The organism is Streptomyces sp. NPDC048521 (genome assembly GCF_043199855.1).
GTDB lineage: Bacteria > Actinomycetota > Actinomycetes > Streptomycetales > Streptomycetaceae > Streptomyces.
This window is the reverse complement of the sequence record NZ_JBICWR010000012.1, coordinates 155432-168302: the sequence shown is the minus strand read 5'-3', so window position 1 is coordinate 168302 and position 12871 is coordinate 155432. Positions and strand designations below refer to the sequence as shown.

The following is a 12871-nucleotide window of genomic DNA, read 5'->3' as shown; positions in this document are numbered from 1 at the left end:
ACCGATGAACGCCACGTCCGCCGCCACCGCGAGCGCGGTCACCTTCGTCTGGCTCGGAATGGTGCTGGCGATCTCCTTCCTGGAGGCCCCGCTCAAGTTCCGCGCCCCGGGCGTGACGATCCCCATCGGCCTGGGCATCGGCCGCCTGGTGTTCCGCGCGCTGAACGCCGTCGAGTCGGCCCTCGCGCTCGTCGTGATCGCGGCGGTCGCCCTGGGCGGCGCCACCGCGGGCGTCACCGCACTGACCGCGACCGTGGCCGTACTCCTCCTCGCCCAGCTGGCCGTCGTCCGCCCCCGCCTCAACCGCCGGTCCGACCGGGTCCTCGCCGGTGAGGAACTGCCCCGCTCCCGCAGCCATCTGTGGTACGTGGCGCTCGAGATCGTCAAGGCCGCCGCCCTGATCGCCCTGGGAGTCGGCCTGCTCACGGTGTGACCGGCCCCCGGGACCAGCGCCCTGCGCCCAGCCGGCCCTCACACGTGGCGTCGTCAGCCGGGAGATGTGCCGCCGACGCGGGCACGGCGACGCTCGCACGGCCGGGGCCCCTGCTGAGGCACCCCGGCCGTCGGGAACACCGCTTTGTCAGCCCTCCTGGTCCACGGGCACCTTCTGCGGCGGAGGTGCCGCCACTCCATTGAGCGAGGGCGAAGTCCCGTTCACCGCCTGTGCGTCGCCGCCCGTCGTGGCGAGCAGCCTGCGGGCGAGACCCAGGCCCGTGCCGCCCATGGTGAGCGCCTTGGCGAACAACTCGCCCATGCCGTCGGCACCGTTGAGCAGCACCATGTTGTCCACGTTGCCGAACGCGGACGCGCCCGCCTGGACGATCTCCGGCCACTTCTCGGCGAGTTGCTGGGCGACGACCGCCTCCTGGTTCTCGGCGAGCGCGGCGGCGCGGGCCTTGATGGCCGCCGCCTCGGCCAGACCCTGGGCCTTGGTCGCCTCGGCCTCCGCCAGACCCTTCGCCTGCGCGGCGGCGGCCTCCGCCTCACCGGTGGCCCGGGTGGCGTCGGCGGTCGCCGCACCGCGGGTCTTGGTCGCCTCCGCCTCGGCGGCCGCGGCGGCCTTCACCCGGGTCGCCTCGGCGGCCGCCGCCAGCTCCGTCTCCTTGGCCTTCGCCTCGGCCGCGGAGATCCGCGCGTCACGCTCGGCCTCGGCCAGCGTCCGCTTCTCGTAGGCCGTCGCGTCCGCCGGCTTGCGGACGTCCGCCTGGAGCTGCTGTTCACGCCGGTGCGCCTCCAGCTCGGCCACCCGCGTCTCCTGTACGACGACCTCCTGCCGGGCCGCGGCGGCGGCGAGCGGTCCGGCCTGCTGGGCCTTCGCCGCCGCCTTGTCCCGCTCCGCCTGGTAGCCGGCCTGCAGGATCTCGCTGTCCCGGGTGGCCTCCGCCATCCGCGCGAACGACTGCTGCTCGGCCTCGGTGGCGAGACGGTTCGCCTCCGCCTGCGCGATGCGCGCGTCCCGCTGCACCGCCGCCGCGTGCGGCATCGCCAGGTTCTGGATGTAACCGGTCGGGTCCTCGATCTCGTGGATCTGCAGCGAGTCCACGATCAGGCCCAGCTTCTCCATCTCCGTACCGCACGCCGCCCGGGTCTGCCCGGTCAGCTTCTCCCGGTCGCGGATCATGTCCTCCACCGTCAACCCGCCCACGATCGAGCGGAGATGGCCGGCGAAGACGTTGTGCACCCGCTCCGACATCAGCTTCTGCTGGTCCAGGAAACGGCGGGCCGCGTTCGCGATCGACACGAAGTCGTCGCCCACCTTGAAGATGACCACGCCCCGCACCTTCAGCGGGATCCCCTGGTGCGTGACGCAGTCCACGTGCAGCTCGGTCTCGTTCAGGTCGAGGGAGAGCTTGCGCACCGCCTGCACACCGGGCAGCACGAGCGTGCCGCGCCCTGTGACGATGCGGAATCCCATGCCCTCCTCGAGGCCCTCGGTGCGGTGCTTGGACCCGGAGATGATGAGTGCCTCGTTCGGCTCGGCTACCCGCCACATCATCTTGAACAGACCGATCAGCACGAGGACGGCAACGACGACCGCCCCCGCAACGACGCCGACAACCATCGGCATTCGCCCCCTTTGCATGGTGCCCTTTCGGCACCGAACGAAGGGAGTGTGCTCCCGTGCGGACCCGCCGAGAAGACACCGGCGGATCCTTGTTGCAATCTTGACGCGTACCGCCCTCACCGGGGGCGCGGCACGCTCAACTGTCGTACGCGGCGGTGACGTACACCGTTCTCGGCGGCAGGTGCTCCACCACCATCACCACCGTGCCCGGCTGGATCCGGGCCGTGCCGTCGGCCGGGTAGGCGAGGAAGTGCTCCGCGCCACCGCGCACCCGCACGATCACCTCGCCGACCAGCCCGGGCCCGACCGTCCCCGTCACCCGCCCCATCAGCCCGACCATCGACGCGTCGCCCATGGCCCCAGGGTACGGGCGCAACGCGGTCACGTGGCCGGTGTGCCGGCTTCCGTCCGCTGCGGCGGCCACCTCTCGTGCCAGCGCAGCTCCGCCTCCAACTGGGCGGCGACGGACACCAGCAGGGGCTCGCTGCCGGCGGGACCGAGCAGCTGGGCACCGACCGGGAGGCCGCCGTCCACGAACCCGGCGGGCACGTTCACGCCCGGCCAGCCCAGCACGTTCCAGGGCCAGGCGTAGGGGCACGCGGCGATCATCGCGCGGTCCGTGGCGAACCCGCCCAGCCGGTACAGGGCACCGATCCGCGGCGGGGGAGCGGCCGTGGTCGGCGCGAGAATCACGTCGTACGACCGGAAGAACGCGCCGATCCGCCGGTGCAGCACCGCCTCCGCGCGCCGGGCCACCCTGAGCGGAGCCCCACCGAGCAACCGGCCCAGCCGGGCCGCGTCCCGGGTACGCCGATCGAGCAGCGCGGGGTCGGGGGCCTCCCGGACCCGCTCGGCGATCCCGGCGGTGGCGCGCGGCACGAAGGTCAGCCCGATCTGGCCGTAGGGCGGATCGGCCTCCTCGACCTCGTGGCCCAACGCGCCCAGCTTCTCGGCGAGTTCGACGACCCGGGCCCGGACCGCCGGATCCAGGCGGGCGGGTACGGCGGTGAACGGCGGCTTCAGGGACAGGGCGATGCGCAGCCGCCCCGGGTCGCGGCCGACGGCGTCCGCCACGGTCAGCGCGGGCGGCCGGTGCGGGTCCCGGTCGTGGTTGCCGCTCGCCGCGTCCAGCAGCAGGGCCGCGTCGGCGACCGTGCGGGCGAGGGTGCCGTTGACCGTGATGCCGTGGAAGGACTCGCCGCGGGGCCAGGTCGAGATGCGGCCGCGCTGCGGCTTGATGCCGATCAGGTGGGTCCAGGAGGCCGGGATGCGCACCGAGCCCGCGCCGTCGGAGCCGAGCGCGGCCGGGACGAGCCCGGCGGCGACGGCGGCGGCCGAACCGCCCGAGGAGCCGCCCGGTGTGTGCCCGGTGTGCCACGGGTTGCGGGTCTCGCCGAACGCCGGACCCTCGGTGAACGGCCACTGCCCCAGCTCACAGGTGTTCGTCTTGCCGACGATCACGGCACCGGCCGCGCGCAGCCGCCGTACCGCCTCTCCGTCCGCTGCCGCCGGCGGGAAGTCGCCCCGGCAGCCGAACGCGGTCGGCTCGCCCGCCACGTCCATGTCGTCCTTGACCGCCACCGGCACCCCGAGCAGCGGGCGGCGCACTCCCGCGGCCAACTCCCGGTCGGCGGCGTCGGCTTCGGCGAGCGCGGCCTCGGCGCGCACGATGCGGAAGGCGTTCAGCGTCGGCTGCGTGGCCTCGATCCGGGCCAGGGCCTGCTCCACCAGCGTGCGGGAGGTCACCTCCCCGTCGGCGAGGGCGCGTCGGCTCTCCGTGAGGCCTGCGGCACGGTCGGCTGTCATGGGGGGAGCACCTCCGGGAGGCTCCGGGCACGATGTCTACTGAACGGTAACGTCATGTCGGGTGCGCGCCTACGGTTTCCGCGCGGGTGTCTTCGGGAGCGGGTGCCGGTCGGCGAGCTCGGCCGGGGCTGACCGGGGCCGGCCGGCGGAACGCCGACCCGACGGGCCGGAGACCCCGGTGGTCCCGCGCGGTGACGCCCTCGGGGCTCTTCCCCCGGAACCGGGCGCAAGATCGGCCGCCCGCTGGACCTCGCTGTGCGAGGAGGCGCTGTGAAGAGGAAAGGCCGTGAAAGCGCTGAACGCCCCGACGGCCCCCGTGAGCGCCTGGGGAAACCGAGGCCGCGCGTTCCGGGTCCCATGTCAGCGGGTGAGCAGCCGCCGCAGCCACGTCACGCGTGCCGCCCGGGCCGACCGGGACAGGGCCGCCTCGGGGGCCAGGGCGTCGAAGCCGTGGAAGCCGCCCGGCCAGACGTGGAGTTCGGCCGCGCCGCCGGCCTGCCAGATGCGGGAGGCGTAGCCGACCACCTCGTCCCGGAAGGTCTCCGCGGAGCCGACGTCCAGGAAGGCCGGGGGCAGGCCGGACAGGTCGGTGGCGCGGGCGGGGGCGGCGTACGGGGGGACGTCGGGGCCGCCGCGGCGGTCGCCGAGCAGCGCCGTCCAGGCGGTCTCATTGGCGGTGCGGTCCCAGGCGCCGAGGCCCACCATCTGATGGCCGGAGACGGTGTCGTTGCGGTCGTCCAGCATCGGGTACATCAACAGCTGGCCGAGCGGCCGCGGGCCCTGCCGGTCCCGGGTGAGCAGGGCCAGGGCCGCGGTGAGGCCGCCTCCGGAGCTGGCGCCCGCGACGACGATCCGGTCCGGGTCGCCACCGATCTCCTCGACGTGCCCGGCGGTCCACAGCAGACCCGCGTACACGTCCTCGACGGGCGCGGGGTACGGGTGTTCGGGGGCGAGCCGGTACTCCACCGACACCACGACCGCGCCCAGGTCGCGCGCCCAGGCCAGGGCTTCGGTCACGCCGGTCCGGTTGGTCCCGGTCATCATGCCGCCGCCGTGCACGTGGTAGATCACCGGCATCGGGGCCGTGAGCCGCGTGGACGCGGGGCGGCAGAGGAGCAGGGAGATGTCGGGGGCGCCCTCGGGACCGGGTACCGCCCGGTCCTCCGCCTCGAAGGCGCCGTCCAGGGTGACGTCCAGCAACCGGTGCAGTTCGGGACCTGCGGCCCGCCGGGCGGCGTCCAGGTCGTCCAGGGTGAAGCCGGGCGTGGTCCCGTCCTTGATCAGCTCCAGCGCGGCGGCGAGTTCCGGATCGAACGGCGGCGGGACCAGGGGCATGGCGTCTCCTCAGGTGCTCGGAGTCCGCTCCGGCGAGGTGGCGGAGCGGAAGTGTGCGGCCAGCAGTCGCCTACCCCGTGGCACACGGTCGGCCGCGGCGACACGCGCAACGAGCGGATGCGGCGGCTGCGCACCTGCGGGCCGAGGGCGTAGATCCGCACCTGGTCGGCGACCGTGCCGGACTGCATGCCGACGTCCGGCAGCAGCGTGCCGGCCACTAGGGACAGCAGGCCGGCGGTGCCGCCGAGGCCGCCGAGGGCGAGGACCGCGGTTTGAGGCGGTTCACCGCGTCGGCGCCCCGCCGGTCCACGAGCCGGCCCGCGAACGGCGTGACGAACATGGTGACCGCGTTGACCAGCGCCAGCAGCCCGACCGCGGCCGAGCCCAGCCCGTACACCGGACCGGTCAGCAGCAGCGCCACCCGGTCCCCGCCGCGGAGAAACCGGCGAACACCGTCGCCTGGAAGAAGGCGGAGCGGCGCAGGGCCGGTTCCGTGCGCGGCAGGCGGAAGGGCTCGGCCGGCAGGTGCGGACAGCGCTGCCGGGACGCCGGGACCACGTCCGGAGGACGGCTCGGGCGAGCAGCGGCACGACCGCCAGGGGTCGGGCGGGGGTTGCGGCTGGTCCCGTCGGTGTTCGCGCACAAGCCGGCGCCCCCGATCAGCGCGCAGGCACCGCCGGTGCTCGCCTGGCCCGGCCGGGGCACCGCGACCCTGTGGGAACCGGGACTCCCGCCCGACGCCTCCGCGCTCACCGCGCTGCTGGGCGCGCCCCGGACCACCCTGCCGCGCCTGCTCGCCGAACCCCGGCCCACCGTGGAACTCGCCCGCCGACTGGGCGTGACACCGAGCGCCGTCTCCCAGCACCTGCGCTGCTGGACGCCACCGGCGCCGGACGGCGGGTGCTGCACCGGCGCGGCCCGCCGGCCGACCGGCTGGTGTCGGGCTGAACGGGCCGGCGACGGCGGTCCGCGGTCCGCGGTCCGCGGGTGCGGCCGGGCGGCTCGCGGCGGCGACGCGGACGGGGCCGGAGCTGTGAACAGCTCCGGCCCCGTGCGGGAGACGTACGGCTCAGGCGGCCGCGACCTCGCCCACGTTGCCGTGCAGGCGCGCGACGACCTCGGTGAGCTGGGCGGCGACCTCGGCGTCGTCGACCGGGTGGGTCTCGGCGAAGCGGGTCACCGAGCCGGGGATGGACAGCTTGATGTCCTCGATCACCTTGCCGCCGGCGATGCCCACGGCCTTGCGGGCCTCGTCCTGCGCCCACACGCCGCCGTACTGGCCGAAGGCGGTGCCGACCACGGCGACGGGCTTGCCACCGAAGGCGCCGGCGCCGTACGGGCGGGACAGCCAGTCGATGGCGTTCTTCAGGACGGCCGGGATGGTGCCGTTGTACTCCGGGGAGAAGAGCAGGAAGGCGTCGGCGGCCTGCGCGGCCGCGCGCAGCTTCGCGGCGGGGGCCGGGACGCCGCCCTCGACGTCGATGTCCTCGTTGTAGAACGGGATGTCGGCCAGGCCCTCGAACAGCTCGACCTCGGCGCCCTCGGGCGCGAGCTTCACGGCCGCCTCGGCGAGCTGGCGGTTGTGCGAACCGGCGCGGAGGCTGCCGACGAGCGCGAGGATACGAACGGACATGGGGAACTCCAAGGGGGCTGAAACATCGCTGTTACGATCCGGACCGGGGTCCGTTTAAGTTTCTACCACCCTAAGCGGACCGCGGTCCAGTTTTGTTCCCGATGCTTTACGCTGGCTTCATGTCCAGCGCCCTGCCGCCCTTCCCGCAGCCTCAGGAGCCCCTCGACGCCCCCGAGTTGCTCAGTGTCGGCCCGGCTCCCGAGGAACCGTGCCTGCGCGCCGACGCGGCCCGCAACCGGGCCCGGCTGCTGGAGGCCGCCGCCCGCCTCATCGCGGAACACGGGGTGGCCGGGGTCACGATGGAGGCGGTGGCCGCCGCCGCCCAGGTGGGGAAGGGCACCGTCTTCCGTCGCTTCGGCGACCGCACGGGGCTGCTGATGGCCCTGCTGGACCACTCGGGCAGGCAGTTGCAGGCGGACTTCCTGAGCGGGCCGCCGCCGCTCGGTCCCGGGGCGCCGCCGCTCGCGCGGCTGCGGGCGTTCGGCGTGGCGGTGCTGTACCGCTCCGCGGAGCAGCTGGATCTGCAGCTGGCCGCCCAGGCGGAGCCGGACCGCCGGTTCTCCCACCCCGCTGCCCGGGCGCTGCGCACCCACGTCACCATGCTGCTGCGGCAGATCGTGCCGGACGCCGACTGCGAGCTGCTGTCCCACACGCTGATGGCCTCGCTCGACCCGGCCCTGATCCACCACCTGACCCGGCAGTGCGGAATGCCCATGGAACGGCTGGAGGCCGCCTGGATCGACCTCGTCGCCCGGACGACCCGCACAGAGCCACCCCGCTGAGGCTGTCCGTGAGAGTCACCTCGCTGAGAGCGTCCGCGCAGAGCCGTCCCGCTGAGGCTGTCCGCGAGAGTTACTCACCTCGCTGAGACCGTCCGCGCAGAGCCGCCCCGCTGAGACCGTCCGCGAGGGCCCACCCCGCCGAGGCCGTCCGTCGGTCCCCTCGCGATGCAGGGCCTGTGGAGCAGGTGACGGGAGGCTCTTGTCGTCGTCGTGCGCCGGCGAACCGCCCGGCCGGGGCCGCCCGCCGGGGCTGCTCAGCCGAGCTGCCCGGCGAACATGTCGAGCAGCCCCTGCGGCGCGTCGGCGCGGAACAGCAGGGCTCCGCTGTGCGCGGAGTTCGCCGCCGACGCCTCGGCGCGCGGGAACATCCCGGCCTCGTAGGCGGCCAGCGCGGCCTCGGTGTCCCCGGGGTGCGCGGCCAGCGCGAGGCCCAGGTCGGCGCCGTCGGCCAGCGCCAGGTTGGCGCCCTCGCCCGCGAACGGCGACATCAGGTGGGCGGCGTCCCCGAGCAGTGTCACGCCGGGGACCCGGTCCCAGCGGTGACCGATCGGCAGGGCATGGATCCGCCGGGGCACCAGCGGCCCGTCCGCGTCCGCGACCAGCGCCCGAAGGCTCTCGTCCCAGCCGTCGAACTCCTTCAGCACGGCCGTCCTCGCCGCCTCGGGGTCGGTGAAGTCGATGCCGTCCAGCCAGTCCTCCGGCGCCTCGACGGCCGCGTACACGTGCAGACTGCCGTCGCTCTCCCGGTGCGCGAGGAAGCCGCGGCCCGCGCCGAGCGCGAAGAGCATCCCGCCGCCGACCACCTCCGCGCTCACCGGGTGGCGCAGGTCCGCCGCCGACAGGTCCGCCTCGACGAACGACACACCGGTGTAGGCGGGTCGGGCGGGGGAGAGCAGCGGGCGGATCCGGGACCAGGCGCCGTCCGCGCCGACCAGGACGTCGGTGGTGAACGCGGTGCCGTCCGCGAGCGTCACCTCGTGCCGGCCGCCGCCCAGCGGGCGCGCCCCGGTCACCTTCGCACCCCAGCGGACGGTGCCCTGCGGCAGGGAGCCGAGCAGCAGGTCCCGCAGCTCGCCGCGGTCGATCTCGGGGCGCCCACCGGTGCCGTCGTCGGACTCGGCAAGGCGGAGGGTGCCGTACCGGTCGAGCACCCGAAGGGCCTGGCCGCCGGGATGGACGCGCTCGAGGAACTCCTCGTGCAGCCCGGCCGCGCGCAGCGCCCGCTGGCCGGAGTCGTCGTGGATGTCGAGCATGCCGCCCTGCGTCCGGGCGGCCGGTGAGGCGTCCAGGTCGAAGACGGCGGCCTCGATGCCGTGTACGTGCAGGACGCGGGCGAGGGTGAGCCCGCCGAGGCCCGCGCCGACGACGGCGACGGGACGGTGCGGGAGGGAAGAAGTGGTGGTCACGGTGGCCTCCTGGTGCTTCAGTCGGGTACGGCGGTCCGCTCGATGCCGTTGATCAGGGCCTGGAAGGCCCAGGACAGGCGGGCCTCGGGGGTGCCGGACAGCAGCGCGTCCGCGGTGGCGGCGATGTGCGGGTGGGTGTCGGCGGGCGCCTCGCGCAGGGCGCGGTCCACGGCCTGCCACTCGTCCGGGGACTCCGCCCCGGCGTGCTCGGCGGCGGTCGCGGTGGCGTGCTGCAGCAGCAGATCGACACCCCAGGCCGCCCGCTCGGGCGCCACCCCGCCCGCCCGGAGCAGTGCCAGCAGGGTCTCGATGAGCCGCAGGTAGTGCGGGCCGCTGGGCCGGGCGGTCAGCGCCGAGCGGGCGAGGCTCGGGTGCTCCAGGAGCATCGCGGTGTAGGCGGTGAGCACCTTCTCCAGCCGTTCCCGCCAGTCGCCCTCGGCCGGGGCGGGACCGACCGTGCCGAGCAGTTCGTCGAGGACGGCCGCGTGCAACTCGTCGGTGTTGCGGACGTACACGTACAGCGAGGCGGGGCCGGTGTCGAGTTCCTGCGCCAGCCGGCGCATGGTCACCTTGCGCAGCCCCTCCGCGCGCAGGATCGCGACGGCGGCGGCGACGATGCCCTCCCTGGTCAGGGCGGGCTTGGCGGGTCGTTCACGGCGGGAGCGGGGAGCGGCGGTCATGCCGTCACACTAACGAACATGTTCGTGACGAACAAGTTCGTGACGAACGTGTTCGGCGATGGGTGTACGACACCGCATTCCGTCCAACGATGAACCACGTTCCCCCGCCTGATCCCGGCCTCCGCCCCTCTGCCAAGATGCGGTCTGTCATGGTGCAGATACCGAACACGCCCACGAGTGCCGATGTGGCCCGCCTGGCCGGCGTCTCGCGCGCGACCGTGTCCTACGTCCTCAACAACACCAGCGCCGTACGGATCAGCGAACCGACACGCCGGCGTGTCCACGAGGCCGCGCGGGAACTGGGGTACGTGCCCCACGCCGCCGCCCGCAGTCTGCGCGCCGGACACAGCCGTATGGTCCTCATGCCCGCCCCGGCGATCCCGGTCGGCCCGCTCTACAGCAGCTTCCTCAACGAACTGCAGTGGGCGCTCGGCCGTCTCGACTACACCGTCGTGCAGTACGGCAGCGTCGGCCTGCAGGGCGACGAAGCCGCCCGCGCCTGGGCCGAGTTGCGGCCGGTCGCGGTGCTGGTGCCGGGCGCCGGGCCGGGCCCGCAGGGAGTCCAGGTCCTCAAGCGGTCCGGCGCCCGGGCCGTGGTCACCCTCGGCCCCGAGCGCGTCGACGGCGCCCACGCCCTGGTGATGGACCACGCCGCCGTCGGCCACTGCGCGGGCACGCATCTGTACGAGCGGGGCCGGCGCCGGATCGGCGTCGTCGTGCCCGAGGAGCCCGGCCTCGAGGCGTACTCACGGCCCCGGCTCGCGGGCGTACGCCAGGCTCTGCACGGCACGGACGCGGCTGTCACGGAGTTGCCGCTCGCGTACACGGAGCAGGCCGCCGCCCGACTCGCCGCCCGCTGGAGGGAGCTGGGCCTGGACGCGTTGTTCGCCTACAACGACGAGTACGCGATGCTGCTCATGCGCGCGCTCCAGGACGAGGGCCTGCGCATCCCCGGGGACCTGGCCCTGATCGGTGCCGACGACCTGATGCTCGGCCGGCTGCTGCGCCCCCGGCTCAGCACGGTCCACATCGAACTGCCCTCCGGCCGCGACCTCGCCGAACTGGTCGACCGGGCGGTACGCGACCCCGGCGGCGAGCCGGAGGTCCACAAGGTGCTGGGGGCCGAGGTGGTCCGGCGCGAGTCCAGCTGACCCGGAACCTGTCCGGGGCCGCACCCGCGCCGGACGACCGCACGGCGTCCCGCGGGACTACTGGCCGGCGTTGCCCTCCTGGGCGGCGATGCTCTTGCGCACCTCGTCCATGTCCAGCTTCCGGGCCTGGCCGATCACGTCCGCGAGAGCGGCCTCGGGCAGCGCACCCGGCTGGGCGAAGATGGCGACCTTGTCACGGACGATCATCAGCGTCGGGATCGACTGGATCTCGAAGGCCGCGGCCAGCTCCGGCTGCGCCTCGGTGTCCACCTTGCCGAAGACCAGGTCCGGGTTGTCCGCGGCGGCCTTCTCGTACACCGGCGCGAACTGGCGACACGGCCCGCACCAGGACGCCCAGAAGTCGATGAGAACGAAGTCGTTCTCGGTGACCGTCTGGTCGAAGTTCTCCTTGGTCAGCTCCACGGTGCTGCTCATGGCGTGTTTCCCTCTTCCTGGTGTGGGGTGTGCCGACGGCTCAAACACGGCCGCCGGGCCGCCTATTCCACACGTGCATGCCTGTGTTCCGCGCGCGTACCCATGTGGCCAGAGCGCACACCACCCACCAGACTGACCCCATGACGGAAACGGAATCCATCGCGTACGACGTCGTGGTGCTCGGGGGCGGGCCCGTGGGGGAGAACGTCGCCGACCGGACCCGCGCGGCCGGTCTCACCACAGCGCTCGTGGAGAGCGAACTGCTCGGCGGCGAGTGTTCGTACTGGGCCTGCATGCCCAGCAAGGCCCTGCTCAGGCCGGTCATCACCCAGGCCGACGCCCGCCGCCTGCCCGGCCTCGCCCAGGCGGTCCAGGGGCCGCTCGACACGCCGGCCGTGCTCGCCCGCCGGGACGAGTACACCTCGCACTGGAAGGACGACGGTCAGGTCGCCTGGCTGAACGGCACCGGCACCGACTTCCACCGCGGCCACGGACGCCTCGCCGGACCCCGCACGGTCACCGTGACCGCCCCGGACGGCACGGTCACCACGCTCACGGCCCGGCACGCCGTCGCCGTCTGCACCGGCACCCGCGCCCAGCTGCCCGACCTCCCCGGCCTGGCCGAGGTGGAGCCCTGGACCAGCCGCGAGGCGACCAGCGCCAAGGCCGCACCCGGCCGGCTGCTCGTCGTCGGCGGCGGTGTCGTCGCCACCGAGATGGCCACCGCCTGGCAGGCCCTCGGCTCGCGGGTCACCCTGCTGGTACGCGGCAAGGGCCTGCTGAACCGCATGGAGCCGTTCGCCGGGGAACTGGTCGCCGAGGCCCTCGGCGAGGCCGGCGTCGACGTCCGCACCGGCACCTCGGTGGAGTCCGTCACCCGCGAGAACGGCACGGTCGTCGCCGTCACCGGCACCGGTGACCGGATCGAGGCCGACGAGATCCTCTTCGCCACCGGCCGTGTCCCGCACACCGACGACATCGGCCTGGACACGGTCGGCCTGGAACCCGGCTCCTGGCTGGACGTCGACGACAGCCTCCGTGTCACCGGCACCGACTGGCTGTACGCGGTCGGCGACGTCAACCACCGCGCCCTCCTCACCCACCAGGGCAAGTACCAGGCCCGGATCGCCGGCGCCGCCATCGCCGCCCGCGCCGCCGGCACCCCCCTCCTGGACGACCCCTGGGGCGCCCACGTGGCCACCGCCGACCACCACGCCGTACCGCAGGTCGTCTTCACCGACCCCGAGGCCGCCGCGGTGGGTCTCTCCCTCGCCGAGGCCGAACAGGCCGGCCACCGCGTCCGCGCCGTCGACGTCGAGTTCTCCTCCGTCGCCGGGGCGGGTCTGTACGGCGACGGCTACAAGGGCCGCGCCCGTATGGTCGTGGACCTGGAGGACGAGATCCTGCGCGGTGTCACCTTCGTCGGCCCCGGCGTCGGCGAACTCATCCACTCGGCCACCGTCGCCGTCGCGGGCCGCGTCCCGATCAGCCGCCTGTGGCACGCGGTCCCGTCCTACCCGACCCTGAGCGAGGTGTGGCTGCGGCTGCTGGAGGCGTACCGGGACGCGTGAGCCCCTG

13 protein-coding genes are annotated in these 12871 nt (G+C 74.2%); 4 read left to right on the top strand and 9 right to left on the bottom strand.

The window, feature by feature from the left end; all coding sequences use genetic code 11:
• Positions 1-4: 4 nt before the first annotated feature.
• Positions 5-433 carry a hypothetical protein gene (locus ACGFRF_RS26530; protein ID WP_393743999.1) on the top strand — a complete coding sequence of 143 codons (429 nt, stop codon included), beginning with the start codon at positions 5-7 and terminating at the stop codon, positions 431-433.
• 147 nt (positions 434-580) lie between these two features.
• Here the strand turns inward: ACGFRF_RS26530 and ACGFRF_RS26525 are convergent, their stop codons facing one another.
• The 6 genes from ACGFRF_RS26525 to ACGFRF_RS26500 form a co-directional block, all read right to left on the bottom strand.
• A complete protein-coding gene (locus ACGFRF_RS26525) occupies positions 581-2068 on the bottom strand; it encodes an SPFH domain-containing protein (protein WP_393743997.1) in 1488 nt (495 codons plus the stop codon).
• A 133-nt stretch (positions 2069-2201) separates the two neighbouring features.
• Positions 2202-2420, bottom strand: a complete 219-nt coding sequence (locus ACGFRF_RS26520) for a hypothetical protein (RefSeq protein WP_393743995.1) — start codon at positions 2418-2420, stop codon at positions 2202-2204.
• A gap of 26 nt (positions 2421-2446) precedes the next feature.
• Positions 2447-3871 (bottom strand): amidase, encoded by a 1425-nt coding sequence (locus ACGFRF_RS26515; protein WP_393743993.1) that lies wholly within the window; start codon positions 3869-3871, stop codon positions 2447-2449.
• Positions 3872-4231: 360 nt separating this feature from the next.
• Positions 4232-5206, bottom strand: a complete 975-nt coding sequence (locus ACGFRF_RS26510; RefSeq protein ID WP_393743991.1) for an alpha/beta hydrolase — start codon at positions 5204-5206, stop codon at positions 4232-4234.
• A gap of 217 nt (positions 5207-5423) precedes the next feature.
• The gene (locus tag ACGFRF_RS26505; RefSeq protein ID WP_393743989.1) at positions 5424-5627 is read right to left on the bottom strand and encodes a hypothetical protein; all 204 of its coding nucleotides are present in this window, start codon (positions 5625-5627) and stop codon (positions 5424-5426) included.
• A gap of 648 nt (positions 5628-6275) precedes the next feature.
• The gene (locus ACGFRF_RS26500) at positions 6276-6839 is read right to left on the bottom strand and encodes an NAD(P)H-dependent oxidoreductase (protein WP_393743987.1); all 564 of its coding nucleotides are present in this window, start codon (positions 6837-6839) and stop codon (positions 6276-6278) included.
• A gap of 101 nt (positions 6840-6940) precedes the next feature.
• Here ACGFRF_RS26500 and ACGFRF_RS26495 point away from each other — a divergent pair, with 101 nt between their 5' ends.
• Positions 6941-7621, top strand: a complete 681-nt coding sequence (locus ACGFRF_RS26495) for a TetR/AcrR family transcriptional regulator (protein WP_393743985.1) — start codon at positions 6941-6943, stop codon at positions 7619-7621.
• Positions 7622-7875: 254 nt separating this feature from the next.
• On the opposite strand, the gene ACGFRF_RS26490 is transcribed toward ACGFRF_RS26495, so the two are convergent.
• Both ACGFRF_RS26490 and ACGFRF_RS26485 read right to left on the bottom strand, forming a co-directional pair.
• Positions 7876-9027 (bottom strand): FAD-dependent oxidoreductase, encoded by a 1152-nt coding sequence (locus ACGFRF_RS26490; protein ID WP_393743983.1) that lies wholly within the window; start codon positions 9025-9027, stop codon positions 7876-7878.
• A gap of 17 nt (positions 9028-9044) precedes the next feature.
• A complete protein-coding gene (locus tag ACGFRF_RS26485) occupies positions 9045-9707 on the bottom strand; it encodes a TetR/AcrR family transcriptional regulator (protein ID WP_393743981.1) in 663 nt (220 codons plus the stop codon).
• Positions 9708-9856: 149 nt separating this feature from the next.
• Between ACGFRF_RS26485 and ACGFRF_RS26480 the strand changes: the two genes are divergently transcribed.
• Positions 9857-10858 carry a LacI family DNA-binding transcriptional regulator gene (locus tag ACGFRF_RS26480; protein WP_393743979.1) on the top strand — a complete coding sequence of 334 codons (1002 nt, stop codon included), beginning with the start codon at positions 9857-9859 and terminating at the stop codon, positions 10856-10858.
• Positions 10859-10915: 57 nt separating this feature from the next.
• Here the strand turns inward: ACGFRF_RS26480 and trxA are convergent, their stop codons facing one another.
• Positions 10916-11293, bottom strand: coding sequence for a thioredoxin (gene trxA, locus ACGFRF_RS26475; RefSeq protein WP_393743977.1), 378 nt, complete (start codon positions 11291-11293; stop codon positions 10916-10918).
• A gap of 140 nt (positions 11294-11433) precedes the next feature.
• On the opposite strand from trxA, the gene ACGFRF_RS26470 reads away from it, so the two are divergent.
• Positions 11434-12864, top strand: a complete 1431-nt coding sequence (locus ACGFRF_RS26470) for a dihydrolipoyl dehydrogenase family protein (RefSeq protein WP_393743975.1) — start codon at positions 11434-11436, stop codon at positions 12862-12864.
• Positions 12865-12871: the final 7 nt, after the last annotated feature.

Coding starts and splice junctions, on each gene's coding strand:
- ACGFRF_RS26530 (WP_393743999.1), top strand. CDS start 5: ATGAACGCCACGTCCGCCGCCACCGCGAGCGCGGTCACCTTCGTCTGG.
- ACGFRF_RS26525 (WP_393743997.1), bottom strand. CDS start 2,068: ATGCCGATGGTTGTCGGCGTCGTTGCGGGGGCGGTCGTCGTTGCCGTC.
- ACGFRF_RS26520 (WP_393743995.1), bottom strand. CDS start 2,420: ATGGGCGACGCGTCGATGGTCGGGCTGATGGGGCGGGTGACGGGGACG.
- ACGFRF_RS26515 (WP_393743993.1), bottom strand. CDS start 3,871: ATGACAGCCGACCGTGCCGCAGGCCTCACGGAGAGCCGACGCGCCCTC.
- ACGFRF_RS26510 (WP_393743991.1), bottom strand. CDS start 5,206: ATGCCCCTGGTCCCGCCGCCGTTCGATCCGGAACTCGCCGCCGCGCTG.
- ACGFRF_RS26500 (WP_393743987.1), bottom strand. CDS start 6,839: ATGTCCGTTCGTATCCTCGCGCTCGTCGGCAGCCTCCGCGCCGGTTCG.
- ACGFRF_RS26495 (WP_393743985.1), top strand. CDS start 6,941: ATGCTTTACGCTGGCTTCATGTCCAGCGCCCTGCCGCCCTTCCCGCAG.
- ACGFRF_RS26485 (WP_393743981.1), bottom strand. CDS start 9,707: ATGACCGCCGCTCCCCGCTCCCGCCGTGAACGACCCGCCAAGCCCGCC.
- ACGFRF_RS26480 (WP_393743979.1), top strand. CDS start 9,857: ATGGTGCAGATACCGAACACGCCCACGAGTGCCGATGTGGCCCGCCTG.
- trxA (WP_393743977.1), bottom strand. CDS start 11,293: ATGAGCAGCACCGTGGAGCTGACCAAGGAGAACTTCGACCAGACGGTC.
- ACGFRF_RS26470 (WP_393743975.1), top strand. CDS start 11,434: ATGACGGAAACGGAATCCATCGCGTACGACGTCGTGGTGCTCGGGGGC.